Annotated in this window: 16 protein-coding genes; 13 read left to right on the top strand and 3 right to left on the bottom strand. The window is 73.2% G+C overall.

Going from position 1 to position 16,517, the window contains the following annotated elements:
* Positions 1-34: 34 nt before the first annotated feature.
* Positions 35-943, bottom strand: a complete 909-nt coding sequence (locus tag TPA0908_RS27240; protein WP_281942773.1) for a cyclase family protein — start codon at positions 941-943, stop codon at positions 35-37.
* Between the two features lie 258 nt (positions 944-1,201).
* Between TPA0908_RS27240 and mfd the strand changes: the two genes are divergently transcribed.
* From mfd to TPA0908_RS27215, 5 genes are all read left to right on the top strand, one after another.
* Positions 1,202-4,897, top strand: coding sequence for a transcription-repair coupling factor (mfd, locus tag TPA0908_RS27235; protein ID WP_281942772.1), 3,696 nt, complete (start codon positions 1,202-1,204; stop codon positions 4,895-4,897).
* Between the two features lie 47 nt (positions 4,898-4,944).
* The gene (locus tag TPA0908_RS27230; protein ID WP_281942770.1) at positions 4,945-5,700 is read left to right on the top strand and encodes a hypothetical protein; all 756 of its coding nucleotides are present in this window, start codon (positions 4,945-4,947) and stop codon (positions 5,698-5,700) included.
* Entirely contained in the window at positions 5,697-6,668 is a 972-nt protein-coding gene (locus TPA0908_RS27225) for a nucleoside triphosphate pyrophosphohydrolase (RefSeq protein WP_281942768.1), read from the top strand. The genes TPA0908_RS27230 and TPA0908_RS27225 overlap by 4 nt, the downstream gene beginning before the upstream one ends.
* Before the next feature lie 117 nt (positions 6,669-6,785).
* Positions 6,786-8,405: a DUF885 domain-containing protein gene (locus tag TPA0908_RS27220; protein ID WP_281942767.1), complete on the top strand. Its 1,620-nt coding sequence runs from the start codon at positions 6,786-6,788 to the stop codon at positions 8,403-8,405.
* 166 nt (positions 8,406-8,571) lie between these two features.
* The gene (locus TPA0908_RS27215) at positions 8,572-10,113 is read left to right on the top strand and encodes a ricin-type beta-trefoil lectin domain protein (protein WP_281942766.1); all 1,542 of its coding nucleotides are present in this window, start codon (positions 8,572-8,574) and stop codon (positions 10,111-10,113) included.
* A 78-nt stretch (positions 10,114-10,191) separates the two neighbouring features.
* On the opposite strand, the gene TPA0908_RS27210 is transcribed toward TPA0908_RS27215, so the two are convergent.
* Positions 10,192-10,884, bottom strand: coding sequence for a hypothetical protein (locus TPA0908_RS27210; protein WP_107162352.1), 693 nt, complete (start codon positions 10,882-10,884; stop codon positions 10,192-10,194).
* Positions 10,885-11,096: 212 nt separating this feature from the next.
* Here TPA0908_RS27210 and eno point away from each other — a divergent pair, with 212 nt between their 5' ends.
* From eno to TPA0908_RS27185, 5 genes are read left to right on the top strand one after another with little or no spacing between them, the layout of a single operon-like run.
* Positions 11,097-12,380: a phosphopyruvate hydratase gene (gene eno, locus TPA0908_RS27205; RefSeq protein ID WP_107162353.1), complete on the top strand. Its 1,284-nt coding sequence runs from the start codon at positions 11,097-11,099 to the stop codon at positions 12,378-12,380.
* Positions 12,381-12,409: 29 nt separating this feature from the next.
* Complete coding sequence (locus tag TPA0908_RS27200) at positions 12,410-13,042, top strand: FtsB family cell division protein (protein ID WP_281942762.1); 633 nt, start codon at positions 12,410-12,412, stop codon at positions 13,040-13,042.
* A gap of 25 nt (positions 13,043-13,067) precedes the next feature.
* Entirely contained in the window at positions 13,068-13,625 is a 558-nt protein-coding gene (locus TPA0908_RS27195; RefSeq protein ID WP_281942761.1) for a DUF501 domain-containing protein, read from the top strand.
* Position 13,626: 1 nt separating this feature from the next.
* Positions 13,627-14,139 carry an amino-acid N-acetyltransferase gene (locus TPA0908_RS27190; protein ID WP_281942759.1) on the top strand — a complete coding sequence of 171 codons (513 nt, stop codon included), beginning with the start codon at positions 13,627-13,629 and terminating at the stop codon, positions 14,137-14,139.
* 42 nt (positions 14,140-14,181) lie between these two features.
* Positions 14,182-15,111, top strand: a complete 930-nt coding sequence (locus tag TPA0908_RS27185) for a Ppx/GppA phosphatase family protein (RefSeq protein ID WP_281943779.1) — start codon at positions 14,182-14,184, stop codon at positions 15,109-15,111.
* Between the two features lie 23 nt (positions 15,112-15,134).
* On the opposite strand, the gene TPA0908_RS27180 is transcribed toward TPA0908_RS27185, so the two are convergent.
* Positions 15,135-15,323, bottom strand: a complete 189-nt coding sequence (locus TPA0908_RS27180) for a hypothetical protein (protein ID WP_281942757.1) — start codon at positions 15,321-15,323, stop codon at positions 15,135-15,137.
* 137 nt (positions 15,324-15,460) lie between these two features.
* Between TPA0908_RS27180 and TPA0908_RS27175 the strand changes: the two genes are divergently transcribed.
* From TPA0908_RS27175 to TPA0908_RS27165, 3 genes are all read left to right on the top strand, one after another.
* Positions 15,461-15,700 carry a hypothetical protein gene (locus TPA0908_RS27175; protein WP_308447849.1) on the top strand — a complete coding sequence of 80 codons (240 nt, stop codon included), beginning with the start codon at positions 15,461-15,463 and terminating at the stop codon, positions 15,698-15,700.
* 115 nt (positions 15,701-15,815) lie between these two features.
* Positions 15,816-16,148, top strand: coding sequence for a PadR family transcriptional regulator (locus TPA0908_RS27170; RefSeq protein WP_281942754.1), 333 nt, complete (start codon positions 15,816-15,818; stop codon positions 16,146-16,148).
* The coding region (locus TPA0908_RS27165) for an HAAS signaling domain-containing protein (RefSeq protein WP_458575199.1) at positions 16,145-16,517 on the top strand (373 nt) is incomplete at its 3' end. The genes TPA0908_RS27170 and TPA0908_RS27165, both read left to right, overlap by 4 nt.

The following is a 16,517-nucleotide window of genomic DNA, read 5'->3' as shown; positions in this document are numbered from 1 at the left end:
GCCGCATCGGTGCTCGGGAGGTGCGTGGTCCGGGTCAGGGTTTGGTGGTGGCGAAGGCGCGGACCGGGAACGTGCCCATGCCGGCCACCCTCGGTGGGGCGGCGGTGAACCGGAAACCGGTGGGCGGCAGCTCGGACAGACCGGTCAGGTGCTCCACGATCGGGATGCCGGCGGCCAGCAGCGCGCTGTGCGCCGGGCGCTCGCCGGCCGCCGCCGGCGTCATGTCGTCGATGTTGATCGAGTCGATTCCGACGAGTGTCGCGCCGGCCTCGACCAGCCAGGAAGCGCCGTCGCCGGTCAGGAACGGCGCGTCCTCGGTGGCGTACCGGTCGGTGCCGAAGTGCGTGTCCCAGCCGGTGTGCAGCAGCACCGCCCGCCCGGCCACCTCGTACGGGGCGAGCAGCAGGCGGTCCACCGCGCGGACCCCGGCGGGCACACGGACCACCAGACCGGGCAGGTCGGCCAGCCGGTCCAGGGGCACCCCGGCCAGGTCGGGGCCGTCCGCGAAGCGGTGCGACGGCGTGTCGACGTACGTGCCGGTGTTGGCGATCATGTCGATGCGCCCGACGTGGAACTCGACGCCCGGGGCGTACCGCTGGCGGGAGGTCTCCCGGGTGAGCCAGTCGGTGATCCGTGGCCCCGGCCAGCCGGGCAGCGTGACCAGGCCGTCGGTGATCTCGTGGCTCAGCTCGACCAGCCGCCGCCCGTCGGTGGCCGGGACGGTGGTGCCGCGCCCACCCTTGTGCGGCTCCTCGACCACGGTCCGGTTGGTGATCCGCACCTCGCCGACCATGAGCAGCCCCAGGTGCCGGACCAGCAACGCGGCCAGCTCGTCGTCGGTGATCCCGGGGTCGGGCACGTCCAGCCGGAACCCGTCGGTGCGCAGGCCGCCCCCGTTCGCGAAGACCACCTCGGCGTCGAAGACCGCCCGATACTCACCCATCCGCCCACCGCACCACGCCCCCTCCACCCCGTCAAGAAGCGCGGCAGAGCCACGGAAAGCGTGCTTGTCCGCACCCCGAAGGCCCTCTTTCCGCGAATCTGCGCGCGGCGGGGTGGGGGGTGAGGGGGCGCGTGGGGGGGCGGCGGGACGTGTGGGTGGGGGGTGTGGGGGACGGGAGAGGGATAGGCTCGACGGGTGCACCCCCCGTCCGGCTGGACGCGGGGTCGTCGTCGTGTCAAGCGCTGGAAGTGATCACTGATGCTCACCGGACTCTTCGCCGCCGCCCTGGCCGACCCCGGGCTGGCCCGGGCGCGTGACCTGGCGCGCTCCGGTGCCGCGCAGGTCGACGGTCTCGACCTCACCGCACCCGCCGCGCTGCGCCCCTTCGCGGTCGCGGCGGTGGCCGCCGACGAGCAGGGGGCCGGGCGGCCGGTGCTCGCGGTCACCGCCACCACCCGGGAGGCCGACGACCTGGTCTCGGCGCTGGGCAGCCTGCTGCCGCCGGAGCAGGTGGCGGTCTTCCCGTCCTGGGAGACGCTGCCGCACGAGCGGCTCTCGCCCCGCTCCGACACGGTCGGCCGGCGGCTGGCCGTGCTGCGCCGGCTGGCGCACCCCGACTCGGCCGACGCGCACGGGCGTACCGGGCCGCTGCGGGTGGTCGTCGCGCCGGTCCGGTCGCTGCTCCAGCCGCAGCTCAAGGGCCTCGGCGACCTGGAGCCGGTGCAGCTCGCCGCCGGCGAGGAGGCCGACCTGGAGGAGGTCGCCCGCCGGCTCACCGACATGGCGTACGCCCGGGTCGACCTGGTCACCAAGCGCGGCGAGTTCGCCGTGCGCGGCGGCATCCTGGACGTCTTCCCGCCCACCGACGAGCACCCGTCCCGGGTCGAGTTCTGGGGCGACGAGGTGGAGGAGATCCGCACCTTCGCGGTCGCCGACCAGCGCACCATCGAGGGCGTGGCGCAGCTCTGGGCGCCGCCCTGCCGTGAGCTGCTGCTCACCCCGGAGGTCCGGCAGCGGGCCGCCGCGCTCGCCGCCGAGCACCCCGAGCTGGCCGAGATCCTCGACAAGCTGGCCGAGGGCATCCCGGTCGAGGGGATGGAGTCGCTCGCGCCGGCGCTGATCGGCGACGACGCGCTGGAACTGCTCGTCGACTGCATGCCGGCCGGCACCCACGTGCTGCTCTGCGACCCGGAGCGCATCCGCACCCGGGCGCACGACCTGGTCCGTACCTCGGAGGAGTTCCTCCAGGCGAGCTGGGCCGCGGCCGCCGTCGGCGGCCAGGCCCCGGTCGACCTCGGCGCCGCCGCCTTCAAGACCCTGGCCGAGGTACGCACGCAGGCCCGCGCCCTGCGCCAGCCCTGGTGGACGCTCGCGCCGTTCGGTCTGGTGGAGGCCGACCCTCATTCGGTCCGGAGCGCCGGCTACCGGCGCGGAGGCCGAATTATGGTCGAAGAGGCCGCGCCGGCCCGGCAGCCCTGGGAGGACGCGCCGGCCGAGGTCGACGTCACGCCCGACGACGCCATCGCGGTGAGCCTGGCCGCCCAGCCGGCTCCGCTCTACCACGGCGAGACCGCCCGGGTGGTCGACGACCTGAAGCGCTGGGCCGGCGAGGGCTGGTCGATCGCGCTGGTGTTCGAGGGGCACGGCCCCGCCCAGCGGGCCGTCGAGGTGCTCCGCGACGCCGGGCTCGGCGCCCGGCTGGTGGAGGAGGTGCCGGCCGCGCCCGTCCCGGGTGAGCTGCTGGTCTCCTGCGGCTGCCTGACCGCCGGCTTCGTCGACGAGGCGTCCAGGTTCGTGCTGCTGACCGGCAACGACGTCACCGGCGGCCGGGGCACCTCCACCCGCGACATGCGCAAGATGCCCAGTCGGCGGCGCAACACCATCGACCCCCTCGAACTGCGGGCCGGCGACTTCGTGGTGCACGAGCAGCACGGCATCGGCCGCTACGTCGAGCTGGTGCAGCGCACCGTCAACGGCGCCAGCCGGGAATACCTGGTCATCGAGTACGCGGCGAGCAAGCGCGGCCAGCCCGGCGACCGCCTCTTCGTCCCCACCGACCAGCTCGACCAGCTCTCCCGCTACGTCGGCGGCGAGCAGCCCACGCTGCACAAGATGGGTGGCTCGGACTGGCAGAAGTCCAAGGCCCGGGCCCGCAAGGCGGTCCGCGAGATCGCCGCCCAGCTCATCCAGCTCTACGCGGCCCGGAAGGCGTCCAAGGGGCACAACTTCGGGCCGGACACGCCGTGGCAGCGGGAGCTGGAGGACGCGTTCCCCTGGCAGGAGACGCCGGACCAGATGGCCGCCATCGAGGAGGTCAAGCGGGACATGGAGCAGACCGTCCCGATGGACCGGCTGATCTGCGGCGACGTCGGCTACGGCAAGACCGAGATCGCGGTCCGCGCGGCGTTCAAGGCGGTGCAGGACGGCAAGCAGGTGGCCGTGCTGGTGCCCACCACGCTGCTGGTGCAGCAGCACTACAACACGTTCGCCGAGCGGATGAGCCAGTTCCCGGTGAACATCCGGCAGCTCTCCCGGTTCCAGACCCCGAAGGAGTCCGAGCGGACGCTGGAGATGGTCGCCGAGGGCACCGTCGACATCGTCATCGGCACCCACCGGCTGCTCCAGGCGGCCACCCGGTTCAAGCAACTCGGCCTGGTGATCATCGACGAGGAGCAGCGCTTCGGCGTCGAGCACAAGGAGCACCTGAAGACGCTGCGCGCCTCGGTCGACGTGCTCGCCATGTCGGCCACCCCGATCCCGCGGACGCTGGAGATGGCGATCACCGGCATCCGGGAGATGTCCACCATCGCCACCCCGCCGGAGGAGCGGCACCCGGTGCTCACGTTCGTCGGGGCGTACGACGACCGGCAGGTGGCCGCGTCCGTCCACCGTGAGCTGCTCCGCGACGGGCAGGTGTTCTACCTGCACAACCGCGTCGAGTCGATCGACAGGGCGGCCCGCCGGATCCGCGAGCTGGTGCCCGAGGCCCGGGTCGCGGTGGCGCACGGCCAGATGGGCGAGGAGGCGCTGGAGAAGGTGATGGTCGGCTTCTGGGAGAAGGAGTTCGACGTCCTGGTCTGCACCACGATCGTGGAGTCCGGCATCGACATCCCGAACGCCAACACGTTGATCGTCGAGCGCGCCGACCTGCTCGGCCTGGCCCAGCTCCACCAGATCCGCGGCCGGGTCGGCCGGGGGAGGGAGCGCGCGTACGCGTACTTCCTCTACCCGCCGGAGAAGCCGCTCACCGAGAACGCGCACGAGCGGCTGGCCACCATCGCGCAGCACACCGAACTGGGCGCCGGCATGTACGTGGCGATGAAGGACCTGGAGATCCGGGGCGCCGGCAACCTGCTCGGCGGCGAGCAGTCCGGCCACATCGAGGGCGTCGGCTTCGACCTGTACGTACGGATGGTCGGCGAGGCGGTGTCCGCGTTCAAGGGTGAGCACGCCGAGGAGGAGGTGGACGTCAAGATCGACCTGCCGATCGACGCGCACCTGCCGCACGACTACGTCGGCGTGGAACGGCTGCGGCTGGAGATGTACCGCAAGCTCGCCGAGGCCCGCGACGCCGAGCGGCTGCGCGAGGTGGTGGCCGAGATGACCGACCGGTACGGCGAGCCGCCCGCCCCGGTGCAGAACCTGGTCGCGGTGGCGAACTTCCGGCTGCTGGCCCGCCGCTACGGCCTGACCGACGTGTCGATGCAGGGCAAGCACATCCGGTTCGGCCCGCTGCCGCTGCCCGACTCGAAGCAGATGCGGCTCAAGCGCTATCACCCCGACTCGGTCTACAAGCAGGCGCTCGACCAGGTCAGCGTGCCCCGGCCGAGCACCAGGCGGATCGGTGGCGAGCCGCTGCGCGACCAGGCCCTGTTGGAGTGGTGCGCGCAGCTCCTCAAGGACGTGTTGGGGGAACCGGCGGCGGCACAGCCGGCCGGGGTGGGGGCGCGGTGAGGTGGGCGGCGTCACAGCCGGATACGGGGCGTGAGAGAGTGACCGTCATGCGTGCTCGCCGTCTTGTCGCCGTCGCCAGCGTGGCGGTCGGCCTCGTCGCCCTCTCCGGTTGCCGTACCGAGCCCGGGGTCGCCGCCTACGTCGGCGACACCCGCGTCACCGAGGATCGGGTCACCTCGATCCTCGACGAGGTCCGGGACGGCCTGGCCAGCCAGCCGGCCACCGCCGGTCAGGCCGACGCGTTGCTGCCGGCCCGGGACCAGGTGGTCGCCACCCTCGTGCTGTCGGACGTGTGCCGGGAACTCGCCGCCGACAAGGGCTACCAGCCGCAGGGCCAGGTGACGCCGGAGCAGGTGGCGCAGCAGACCGGGCTGCCCGCCGACGCGACGTACGCGAAGAAGGTCGCCGAGTTCTACACCTGCATGTCCGGCCTGCCGGCCGGCGAGCCGGCCGCCCCCACGGCCGAGGACCTGGCCACCGTGATCGCGGCGGGCCGGGCCGCCGGCGCCATCCCGCCGGACGTGAAGGACGCCGACGCGGCCAGCCAGCTCGACGGGCAGCAGCTCCGCTCCGCGCTGGCCACCCGTAAGGTGCTCGCGGACGCCATCGGCGGGTACGACGTCTCGGTCAACCCGCGCTACCGCCCGCTGGCGTTCCCGCTGCTCAGCTTCAAGGGCGACGTGCCGGCGGTGGCCGTGCCGCTGGGCGAGCCGGGCTCGTCGGTCACCGACGTCTCCACCCCGGAGCCGGAGACCGGTGAGTCGGTGCCGGTGATCGACCCGTCGGCGGCGCCCGGCGCATGACCACGCGCATCGTCCTGCTGGTCACCTCGCCCCGGCTGCCGGCCGGTCTGCTGACGTCGGCCGCCTGGGACGCCGTACGCTCCGCGCCGGTCCTCACCGGCGCGGAGAGCGAGCTGACCCGGGCGGTCCGGACGGCCGGCGCCGAGGTGCGCGTGGTGACCGAGGGCGCGACGCAGGCGCTGCTGGACGCCGCCGCCACCGAGGGCGGCGCGGTCTGGCTGGCCGGCCCGGCCGGCGACGAGGCGCTCGCCCGCGAGCTGGGGCTGCGGCTGGCCCGGCAGCCCGGCCTGGCCGAGTTGGAGCTGATGTACGGCTCGTGGGATCCGCCGGGTGCCCGGCTGCTGGACGCGGTCGAGGTGATGGACCGGCTGGCCTCCCCGGGCGGTGATCCGTGGAAGCGGGCGCAGACGCACCGCAGCCTGGCCCCGTTCCTGCTGGAGGAGTGCTACGAGGCGTACGACGCGATCGGCGACGGCGACACCGACGCGTTGCGCGAGGAGCTGGGCGACGTGCTGCTCCAGGTGCTGCTGCACGCCCGGCTCGCGGAGGACCTGCCGGAGGGGGCGAGCTGGACCGTCGACGACGTGGCCGGCGGCCTGGTCGACAAGATGGTGCGGCGCAACCCGCACGTGTTCTCCGGCGAGCAGGCCGGCTCGATCGAGGAGATCGAGGCGAACTGGGAGCGGATCAAACGGGCCGAGAAGACCCGTGACTCGGTGCTGGACGGCATCGCGCTGAGCCAGCCCGCGCTGGCCCTGGCCGCGAAGATCCTGGACCGCGCCGGCCGGGTGGGGCTGGCCGTGCCGCCCCCGCTGGCGGAGTCCCAGGTGGACGCGGAGGCGCGGCTCGGCGCGAGCCTGCTGGCCACCGTCGCCGCCGCCCGGCAGGCCGGCATCGACCCGGAGGCCGCGCTCCGCCGCGCCACCCTGGCGTACGCCGACGCGGTCCGCGCCGCCGAACGCCGGTGACCCCGCCGCCGATCTTGCACTTTCCGCCCCGACAAATCGGCTGAATCCGGCATCGGAGGGGCCGCAACTGCAAGATCGCGGGGGATGGGCGTCGGGGGTGATCGGTAGGGTTCGGGGATGGAAGCGTTTGGGGTGCTCGCGGAGCGGATCGTCGAGGCCGTGCTGGAGGGGCGGCCCGGGTTGGCGACCTCGGTCGGGGACCACCGCTACGACGACCGCCTGCCCGATCTCTCCGCCGACGCGCTCGCCGCCGACCGGGCGATGCTCCGGGACGCGGCCGACGCGCTCTCCGAGATCGACCCCGACGTGCTCGACACCGACGAGAGCGTCGACCACGCGCTGCTCAGCGCCCTGGTCGACCGCGGGCTGTTCGAGGACTCCGAGATCCGCAGCCACGAGTGGGACCCACTGCGGCACAACCCGGGTCCGCTGCTGCACGCGTTGCTGGCCCGGCCGTACGCCCCGGTCGAGGAGCGGCTGACCCACCTGGCCGGGCGCCTCTGGGCCGTACCGGATGCGCTGGCGACCGCGCGCGCGACGCTGCGGGACATGCCGCGGGTCCACGCCGAGACGGCGGTCGGGCAGTTCACCGGCGCGGCGGCGCTGGTCCGCGACGAGGTGCCGGCGCTGCTCGCCCAGGCGCCGGCGCTGCGCGACCGGGTGGGGCCGGCCGCCACCGCGGCGATCGCCGCGCTCGACGAGTTCGTGGCGTGGCTGCGGGCCGGGCTGGCGGCCGACGCCGGGCCGGGGCGCGACCCCCGGCTGGGCCGGCGGCGCTGGGAGGCGCGGCTGTGGCACACGCTCGACACCGAGCTGGGCGCCGCCGAGGTGCAGCGCCGCGCGTGGGCCAACCTCGACCGGGTCACCGACGAGATCCGCGCGGCGGCCGTCGAGCTGGTCGGCGGTCCGGCCGACGACGAGACGGTACGCCGCGCGCTGGACCTGCTGGCCGCCGAGCACCCGGACGACGCCACCATCGTCGACCTCGCCTCCGGCACGGTCGACGAGGCCACCGACTTCGTCCGCCACCACGATCTGGTCAGCCTCGTCGAGGACCCGTGCGTGATCCAGGAGATGCCGGAGTTCGCGCGCGGCGTCGCGGTGGCCTACTGCGACTCGCCGGGCCCGCTGGAGACGGCCGACGTGCCGACGTTCTACTGCATCGCGCCCACCCCGGCGGACTGGCCGGCGCAGCGGGTCGAGTCGTTCTACCGGGAGTACAACGACCACATGATCCGCAACCTGACCGTGCACGAGGCGATGCCCGGTCACTTCCTCCAGCTCGCGCACGCCCGCCGGTACGCCGGCCCGACCCGGGTGCGCGCGCTCACCGAGTCCGGCGTGTTCATCGAGGGCTGGGCGGTCTACACCGAGGAACTGATGGCCGGGCTCGGCTTCGGCGGGCTGCCGGTGCGGTTGCAGCAGCTCAAGATGCAGCTCCGGATGACCATCAACGCGCTGCTCGACCAGCTCGTGCACTGCGACGACCTGCCCGAGGCCGAGGCGATGGCGTTGATGACCGGGCGCGGCTTCCAGGAGGAGGGCGAGGCGGCCGGCAAGTGGCGGCGGGCGTTGCTGACCTCCACCCAGCTCTCCACCTACTTCGTCGGCTACAGCGAGATGGCGGACATCGCCGCCGCCCGGCCGGACGGCGTGCCGGCGCGCGACTGGCACGACGCGATGCTGTCGCACGACTGCCCGCCGCCGCGTCACCTGCGCACCCTGCTCGACATCTGACACCTCAGCCCGCCGGTTACGGGGCCATATTCACCGCCGTCGTCCTCTAGGGTCGGCCGTGGCCGCTGATGGCCGGCAGTCGCGGCGGGCAGCCGCGGGAACGGGGGTAGTGGTGAGGCATGTCAACAGGAGACATCCGACCGGGTCGAGGGCGCGTGCCGATCGGGTGACGACGCGGGGCCGGTCCTCGCGGCTGGTCGCGCTCGCCGGCCTGCTCGGCGCGGGAGTCCTGCTGCCGATGCCGGCGTCGGCGGTCAGCGGGGGCACCCCGGCGGACGCGTCGTACGGCTTCGTCGCCAAGGTGGACGTCGGGGTGCGGGCCTGCTCCGGCGTGCTTGTCGACCCGCACTGGGTGGCCACGGCGAGTTTGTGCTTCGCCGAGGGCGGGCAGCCGGTGACCGCCGGGCCGCCGCCGCGGGCCACGTCGGTGACGGTCGGCCGGATCGACCTGAGCACGACTGCCGGGCAGAGCCGGGCGGTGACCGAACTGGTGCCGCATCCGGAGCGCAACCTGGTGTTGGCCCGGCTCGCCGCGGCGGTCACCGACGTCACCCCGGTGAAGCTCGGCGCGACCGTGCCGACCGTCGGCGAGACGCTCCAGGTGGCCGGGTTCGGCCGCACCGCCACCGAGTGGGTGCCGGAAAAGCTCCACGTGGCACCGTTCACGGTGCAGTCGGTGGGCGCGGCGACCACGCAGATCCTGGGGCAGAACCCGCAGCAGACGAGCACCTGCAAGGGCGACTCGGGCGGCCCGGCGTTGCGGCAGACGGCCGGCGGGCCGGAGCTGGTCGGGTTGCACAGCACGTCGTGGCAGAGCGGCTGCCTGGCGGAGACCGAGACCCGGCAGGGGTCGACCGAGACCCGCACCGACGACGTGGTGAGCTGGGTCGGCACGTCGATCGCCGGGGCACCGGACTGGCAGGCCGGCCGGGCGCTGCAGATCGCCAACGCGAACAACGGGAAGTGTCTCGCGGTCCCGTCCGCCCGGACGGACCACGCCGCGTCGTACTGGAGCTGCGACACCCCGTACGCCGACCAGTTGTGGACGATGATCCCGGTCGACAGCGGCTACTTCCAGCTCAAGAACGCCAACAACGGCGAGTGCCTGGTGGCGCCCACCTGGGGCGGGGGCAACATCGTCTCCTACCCCTGCGGCAACTTCCCCGACCAGCAGTGGCGGATCACAACCGCAGCGTTGCAGAGCCAGCTCCAGAATCGGCGCAACGGGCAGTGCCTGGTCGCCCCGTCGTGGGCGCCGAACGACGTGGTGCTCTACAACTGCGGCACCCCGGCGGACCAGTCCTGGATCCAGCGTGGCGTCGGTGGCGGCGGCACCGGTCAGGTCAAGGGGCTGGCCGGCAAGTGCCTGGACATCCCCGGCGCCGCGCCGGTCGACGACACCCAGATGCAGCTCATGACCTGCGGCACGAGCCAGGGCCAGGTCTGGACCCAGAGTGGCGTCGCGCTGACCGCCCTGGGCAAGTGCCTGGAGGTGCGGGGCAGCGGCACCGCGGACGGCACCGCCGTGCAGATCGCACCCTGCACGGGCAGGGCGGCGCAGACCTGGGTCACCGCCGCCAACGGTGCGCTGCGCAACCCGAACGCCGACAAGTGCCTCGCCGTGCCGAACAACAACTCGGGCGACGGAACCAAGGTGATCATCTGGACCTGCCTGGGTAGCGCCGACCAGCGGTGGACGGTGCCGTGACGGAACGCGCCGCCCGGCCGGGTCACGGCCGGGCGGCGACCCGGTTGCGTCGGATCGACCGCCGCCCCGGCGGCCGGGTCAGGACGCCTTCGGGCGGCGGTCCACCACACCGGCGCCGGCCGGCACCGCGAACGCGCCGGCCTCGACCGTCTCGGTGTAGCGGCTCATGGTGAGCTCGGCCGGTTTGCCGTCGAGTGTGCCGGTGAAGCTGCCGAGCACCCCCTCGGTGGTGACGCAGGCGGTGAAGCGTTCCCCGGCGTCGGTGACGTCGATGCAGGTGGCGTGGTGCCCGGCCAGCGTGGTGTCGGTCTGTTTGATGACCGCCTGGGGCTCCAGCGCGGCGGCGGTGAGCAGCCGGATCACCGCCGGCGGGGTGACCAGCCCCTGCTTGCGCGCCTCGTCGTAGACGATCACCGACGGCTTGCCGGCGGTCAGCACCGGCGGGGACATGGTGCAGGAGGTGCGGGCGGTGGTGCTCGCGCACCGGGTCACCGCCTCCTGGGTCACCGTGATCTTGCCGCCGGGCCAGGCGTAGGTGGAGCGGAGCGGCTTCGCGGTCTGCGCGATCGAGGCGGTCCCGCCGCCGGTGAGCTGGTATTCCGCGGCCCAGGTCCGCTCCAGCGCCCGGTCCATCCGCGCGGCGAGGTCGTTGACCAGGTCGGCCCGGCCGAGCGCGACGTCCGCGTCGTCCAGGGCCTGACAGCCGGTGACCGAGAGCGACGCGATGACCGAGGCGGCGAGCACGCGGAGGGTCGTCGAAGCGGCAGGCATGATGCCCAGCCTTGTCGATCGACGCAACCTATCGCAAACCCGTTGCCGGTTGACGACCGGTAAACCGGGAATGTCCGTCTCATTCGCTGCCCCGGGGTGCGCCCCGAGCGCCGTACCGGAGAGCGGGGACCGATACGCTGCGTTCAACACCTGCCTCAGCCGCACCGTCGCGGCCCACACCGGACCGGAACACACAAACGAGGAGCGACTCAGTGGCAACCATCGAGGGAATTGTCGCCCGGGAGATCCTGGACTCGCGGGGCAACCCGACGGTCGAGGTCGAGGTCGGGCTCGACGACGGCACGATCGCCCGCGCCGCGGTGCCGTCCGGCGCCTCCACCGGCGCCTTCGAGGCGGTCGAGCTGCGCGACGGCGACAAGGACCGCTACCTGGGCAAGGGTGTCGAGAAGGCGGTCGCGAACATCGAGGACCGGATCGTCGACCAGCTCATCGGCTACGAGGCCAGCGAGCAGCGGCTGATCGACCAGAAGATGATCGACATCGACGGCTCGGACAACAAGGGCGAGCTGGGCGCGAACGCCATCCTCGGCGTCTCCCTGGCCGTGGCGAAGGCCGCCGCCGGCAGCGCCGAGCTGAGCCTCTTCCGCTACCTGGGCGGCCCCAACGCGCACCTGCTCCCGGTGCCGATGATGAACATCCTCAACGGTGGCGCGCACGCCGACTCGAACGTCGACGTCCAGGAGTTCATGATCGCGCCGATCGGCGCGCCGACGTTCCGGGACGCGGTCCGCTCCGGCGCCGAGGTCTACCACGCGCTGAAGTCGGTGCTGAAGAAGAAGGGCCTGTCGACCGGCCTCGGCGACGAGGGCGGCTTCGCCCCGAACCTGCCCACCAACGCCGCCGCGCTGGACCTGATCGCCGAGGCGGTGGAGAAGGCCGGCTACCGGCTCGGCACCGACATCGTCTTCGCGCTCGACGTGGCCGCCACCGAGTTCTTCGACAACGGCTCCTACACGTTCGAGGGCAGCACCAAGAGCGCCGAGGAGATGAGCAACTACTACACCAAGCTCGCCGGCGACTACCCGATCGTCTCCATCGAGGACCCGCTCGCCGAGGACGACTGGAGCGGCTGGGCCACGCTCACCGCCGCGCTGGGCGACCGGATCCAGATCGTCGGTGACGACCTGTTCGTGACCAACCCGCAGCGCATCGCCCGGGGCATCGCCGAGCGGGCCGCCAACGCGGTGCTGGTCAAGGTCAACCAGATCGGCTCGCTCACCGAGACGCTGGACGCCGTGGACCTGGCCCACCGGGCCGGCTTCCGGTGCATGATGAGCCACCGCTCCGGCGAGACCGAGGACACCACCATCGCCGACCTGGCGGTCGCCACCGGCTGCGGTCAGATCAAGACCGGCGCGCCGGCCCGCTCCGACCGGGTCGCCAAGTACAACCAGCTCCTGCGGATCGAGGAGGAGCTGGCCGACGCGGCGCGGTACGCCGGCGCCGGCGCGTTCCCGCGTTACCGTTCGGCCTGAGGTCGACGCTCCGGGGGAGGGGTGTGACGATGCAGCAGCGCCGCACACCGGGTGGCCAGCGGCCCGCCCGTCGGCCGGGTCAGGCCGGCCGGGCGGGCGGGGGCCGAACCCGGTCCACGGCCCGCGACGGCGTCCGCGCGGAGGCGCGCGCCGCCGGCCGGTCACCCGGCGCGTCCCGCGTCACCGAGGGCGTACGCTCCGCGAACCGTCCGGGCGCGGCCCGGCGTACCGCGGCCGGCGGCACGGTCAAGCGGCTCACCGCACCCCAACCCCGGCGCTTCACCGGGCGCGCCACCGTGCTGTTCGCGGTGCTGATCGCGCTCGCCCTGGCGTACACCTACCCGGTCCGGGTCTACCTGGACCAGCAGACCGACATCGAGCGGATGGAGGCGTCCCAGGCGGGGCAGCGGGCGGAGATCGACCGGCTCACCGCCGAGGCGGCCAAGTGGAAGGACCCGGAGTACGTCAAGACGCAGGCCCGGGAACGGTTCTTCATGGGCAAGCCGGGGGAGACGCTGCTGGTGGTGCTCTCCGACCCGGACGGGGCCGCCAAGGACGCCGGCAAGGGCGCGAAGCCGGGGGCGCCGAGACCGCCCGACCCCTGGTACGACACGCTGTGGTCGAGCGTGCAGGCGGCGAACGCCGAGCGCCCCGACAAGTGAGCTGTTTCTTCGAGAGGCACAACCCGTGAGCGTCGTACCACCGCAGGAGCCGGCGGCGGACTCCGTACCCCCGCCGGAACGCCGACCGGCCACCGAGGCCGACCTGGCCGCGGTCGCCGCGCAGCTCGGACGCACACCGCGCGGCACCCGGGCGGTGGCCCACCGGTGCCCGTGCGGCCTGCCCGACGTGGTGGAGACGACGCCCCGGCTGGCTGACGGCACGCCGTTCCCGACGCTGTTCTACCTGACCTGCCCGCGGGCCACCGCCGCGTGCAGCCGGCTGGAGTCGGCCGGGCTGATGAAGGAGATGGCCGACCGGCTCGCCGAGGACCCGGAGCTGGCCGCCCGTTACCGGGCCGCGCACGAGGACTACCTGGCCCGCCGCGACGCGATCGGCGAGGTGCCGGAGATCGCCGGCATCTCGGCCGGCGGGATGCCCGGGCGGGTGAAGTGCCTGCACGTGCATCTCGGCCACGCGTTGGCCGCCGGCCCCGGGGTGAACCCGTTCGGCGACGAGACGCTGGCGCTGGTGGACAAGTGGTGGGCCGCCGGCCCCTGCGTGGACGTGCCCGCCGGGGAGTGAGATGACCACCGTCGACCAGGTCACGGTCCGCCGGGCCCGCACCGCCGACGTGCGCGGCATCCGCCGGCTGGTGGACACGTACACCGACGACCGGCGGCTGCTCAGCAAGGCCACCGTGACGCTCTACGAGGACGTGCAGGAGTTCCGGGTGGCGGTGACGCCGGACGGCACGGTGGTCGGCTGCGGCGCGCTGCACGTCATGTGGGAGGACCTGGCCGAGATCCGCACGGTCGCGGTCGACCCGTCCTGCCGGGGGCACCGGATCGGCCACCGGATCGTCGGTGAGCTGATCGACGCGGCCCGCGAGCTGGGCATCGCCCGGATCTTCGTGCTCACGTTCGAGACCGGCTTCTTCGGCGGCTTCGGCTTCCACGAGATCGACGGCGCCCCGGTGCCGCAGTTGGTCTACGAGCAGCTCCTGCGCTCCTACGACGAGGGTGTGGCCGAGTTCCTCGACCTGGAACGGGTCAAACCCAACACCCTGGGCAACACCCGCATGCTGCTGCGCCTCTGAGTCGCGTCGGGCTGCCGTAGGGTGGGCGCCGTGAGCGTGCGCGTGGGGGCCATCGACTGCGGGACCAACTCGATCCGACTGCTGATCGCGGACCTGCCGGATCCCTCCGCCGGGGCGGCGGCGCCGCTGACCGACGTCAGCCGGCGGATGGAGATCGTGCGGCTGGGGCAGGGCGTCGACCGGACGGGCACACTGGCGCCCGAGGCGATCGAGCGGACCCGGGTGGCGCTCGCCGACTACGCGGCGGAGATCGAGAAGACCGGCGTCGAGCGGGTGCGCATGTGCGCCACCTCGGCGTCGCGCGACGCCTCCAACGCCGACGACTTCCGCGCGATGGTCGAGCGGACGCTCGGCGTACCGCCGGAGGTGGTGACCGGCGACGAGGAGGCCCGGCTGTCGTTCACCGGCGCGGTGCGCGGGCTGCCCGCCGACGCCGAACCGCCGTACCTGGTGGTCGACATCGGCGGTGGCTCGACCGAGTTCGTGGTCGGCACCCGCGCCGACGGCGTGCGCGGGGCGATCTCGGTGGACATCGGCTGCGTCCGGATGACCGAGCGGCACCTGCACGGCGATCCGCCCTCGCCGGCCGAGATCGCCGCCGCCGAGGCGGACATCGCGGCGGCGGTGGACCGGGCGCTGGCCGCCGTCCCCGGCCGGGAGGCCGTCACGCTGGTCGGGCTCGCCGGTTCGGTCACCACCGTGGTCGCCCTGGCCGAAGGGCTCCGGGAGTACGACCCGAGTCGCATCCACCACGCCCGGGTCCCGTACGCGCGGGTCGCCGAGGTGACCGCCTACCTGCTCGGGGCCACCCGGGAGCAGCGGCTGGCCGAGCCGGTGATGCACCCGGGCCGGGCGGACGTGATCGGCGCCGGCGCGCTGGTGCTGCGCGTGATCATGGAGCGGGCCGGCATGTCCTCGGTGGTCGCCTCGGAGCACGACATCCTCGACGGCATCGCCTGGAGCCTCGCCTAGCGCGCAACTCCTTGGTCGACGGATCAGTCGGTCGGCAGGTCCGGGCGGTGCTCTCGCACCCACTTCTCGACGTCCGACTTCCGCCACACCTTGCCCATCGCCAGCACGGCGATCGGCTCGGGGAAGTTGCGTTGATTGGCGATCACGGACGCACGCTGGCGTGACACGTTGCCGAGCATCGCCCGGATCTCCGACACGCCCACCAGCTCCACGTGTTGACGATGGCAGCGGCGTGGTCCGCATACGGCGACAACTGCGGAGGCTATTGACAGCGTCAATGATGAAGCGACGCGATCGGGGGATGAGTGCGTCGAATGGCTATCCCGTACCCGATCGCGGTCGTCGGGCGATGCGGCCGCACGTGCCGATGCGGCCGCGCTGGCTCTGCCGGGTGTGCGCCGGCCCCTGGCCGTGCCAGCCGGCCCGCCTGTTGCTGTTGACGGACTACCGGCGTGACCGGGTCGCCCTCTCGGTCCACCTGGCGAGCTGCCTCTTCGAGGCCGCCGCCGACCTGCTGAAACTCAACCCGGATCCCCAGGAGCTGTTCGACCGCTTCGTCGGGTGGGCCGCCCGCCCTCCGCTTGGTTGATCAAGGAGTTCGCGTCGGCGTTCGCGGCGAGTCCCGACGCAAACTCCTTGATCAACGAAGCGGGGGAGTGCGTCGTCGTTGACGGTACTGTGCATTGCGCACTACTGTGCGGAGCGTGGATACGACGCAGCTTCTCAAGGGTGTCCTCGACCTGGCCGTGCTCGCCGTGCTCAAGGACGAAGACGGCTACGGCTACGACATCCTCCGCCGGCTGCGCGAGGCCGGCCTCACCGAGGTCGGCGACGCCTCGGTCTACGGCACGTTGCGCCGGCTCTTCGCGGGCGGCCTGTTGACCACCTACGTGGTGCCCAGCGAATCCGGGCCGCACCGCAAGTACTACGCGCTGAACGCCGCCGGGCGGGACCAGCTCACCCGCTCCGGCAAGACCTGGCGCTCGTTCGCCACCACCATGGACGCACTGCTCGACGATCGGGGGATGGCGGCATGACCGTCACTGGGCAGGAGATCACGGACTACGTCGACCGGGTGCGGGCCGCGCTCGCCGACCTGCCGCCGACGCTCCGCGACGAGTTGACCGAGGACCTTCCGGAGCACCTCGCCGAGGTGGCAGCCGAGGGTGACGGCACGCTCGTCGACCGGCTCGGCGCACCGGAGGCGTACGCGCTGGAACTGCGGACCGCAGCCGGCGCGGAGCCGGGCGGCCGACCGGCCCGCCTGCGTCGGCTGGCCGCCGCGCGGGACCGGGCCACCACCCAGTTACGCCTGCTCGACCGTCAACTCGGCCCGCTGCTCGGGCACACCCGGGTGGCGGACTTCCTGCGCTCGCTGCGCCCGGCCTGGTGGCTGGTGCGCGGCT

The sequence above is a fragment of the Micromonospora sp. AKA38 genome (assembly GCF_027925725.1).
Taxonomy (GTDB): Bacteria; Actinomycetota; Actinomycetes; order Mycobacteriales; family Micromonosporaceae; genus Micromonospora.
This window is presented reverse-complemented; position numbering and strand designations above follow the sequence as displayed.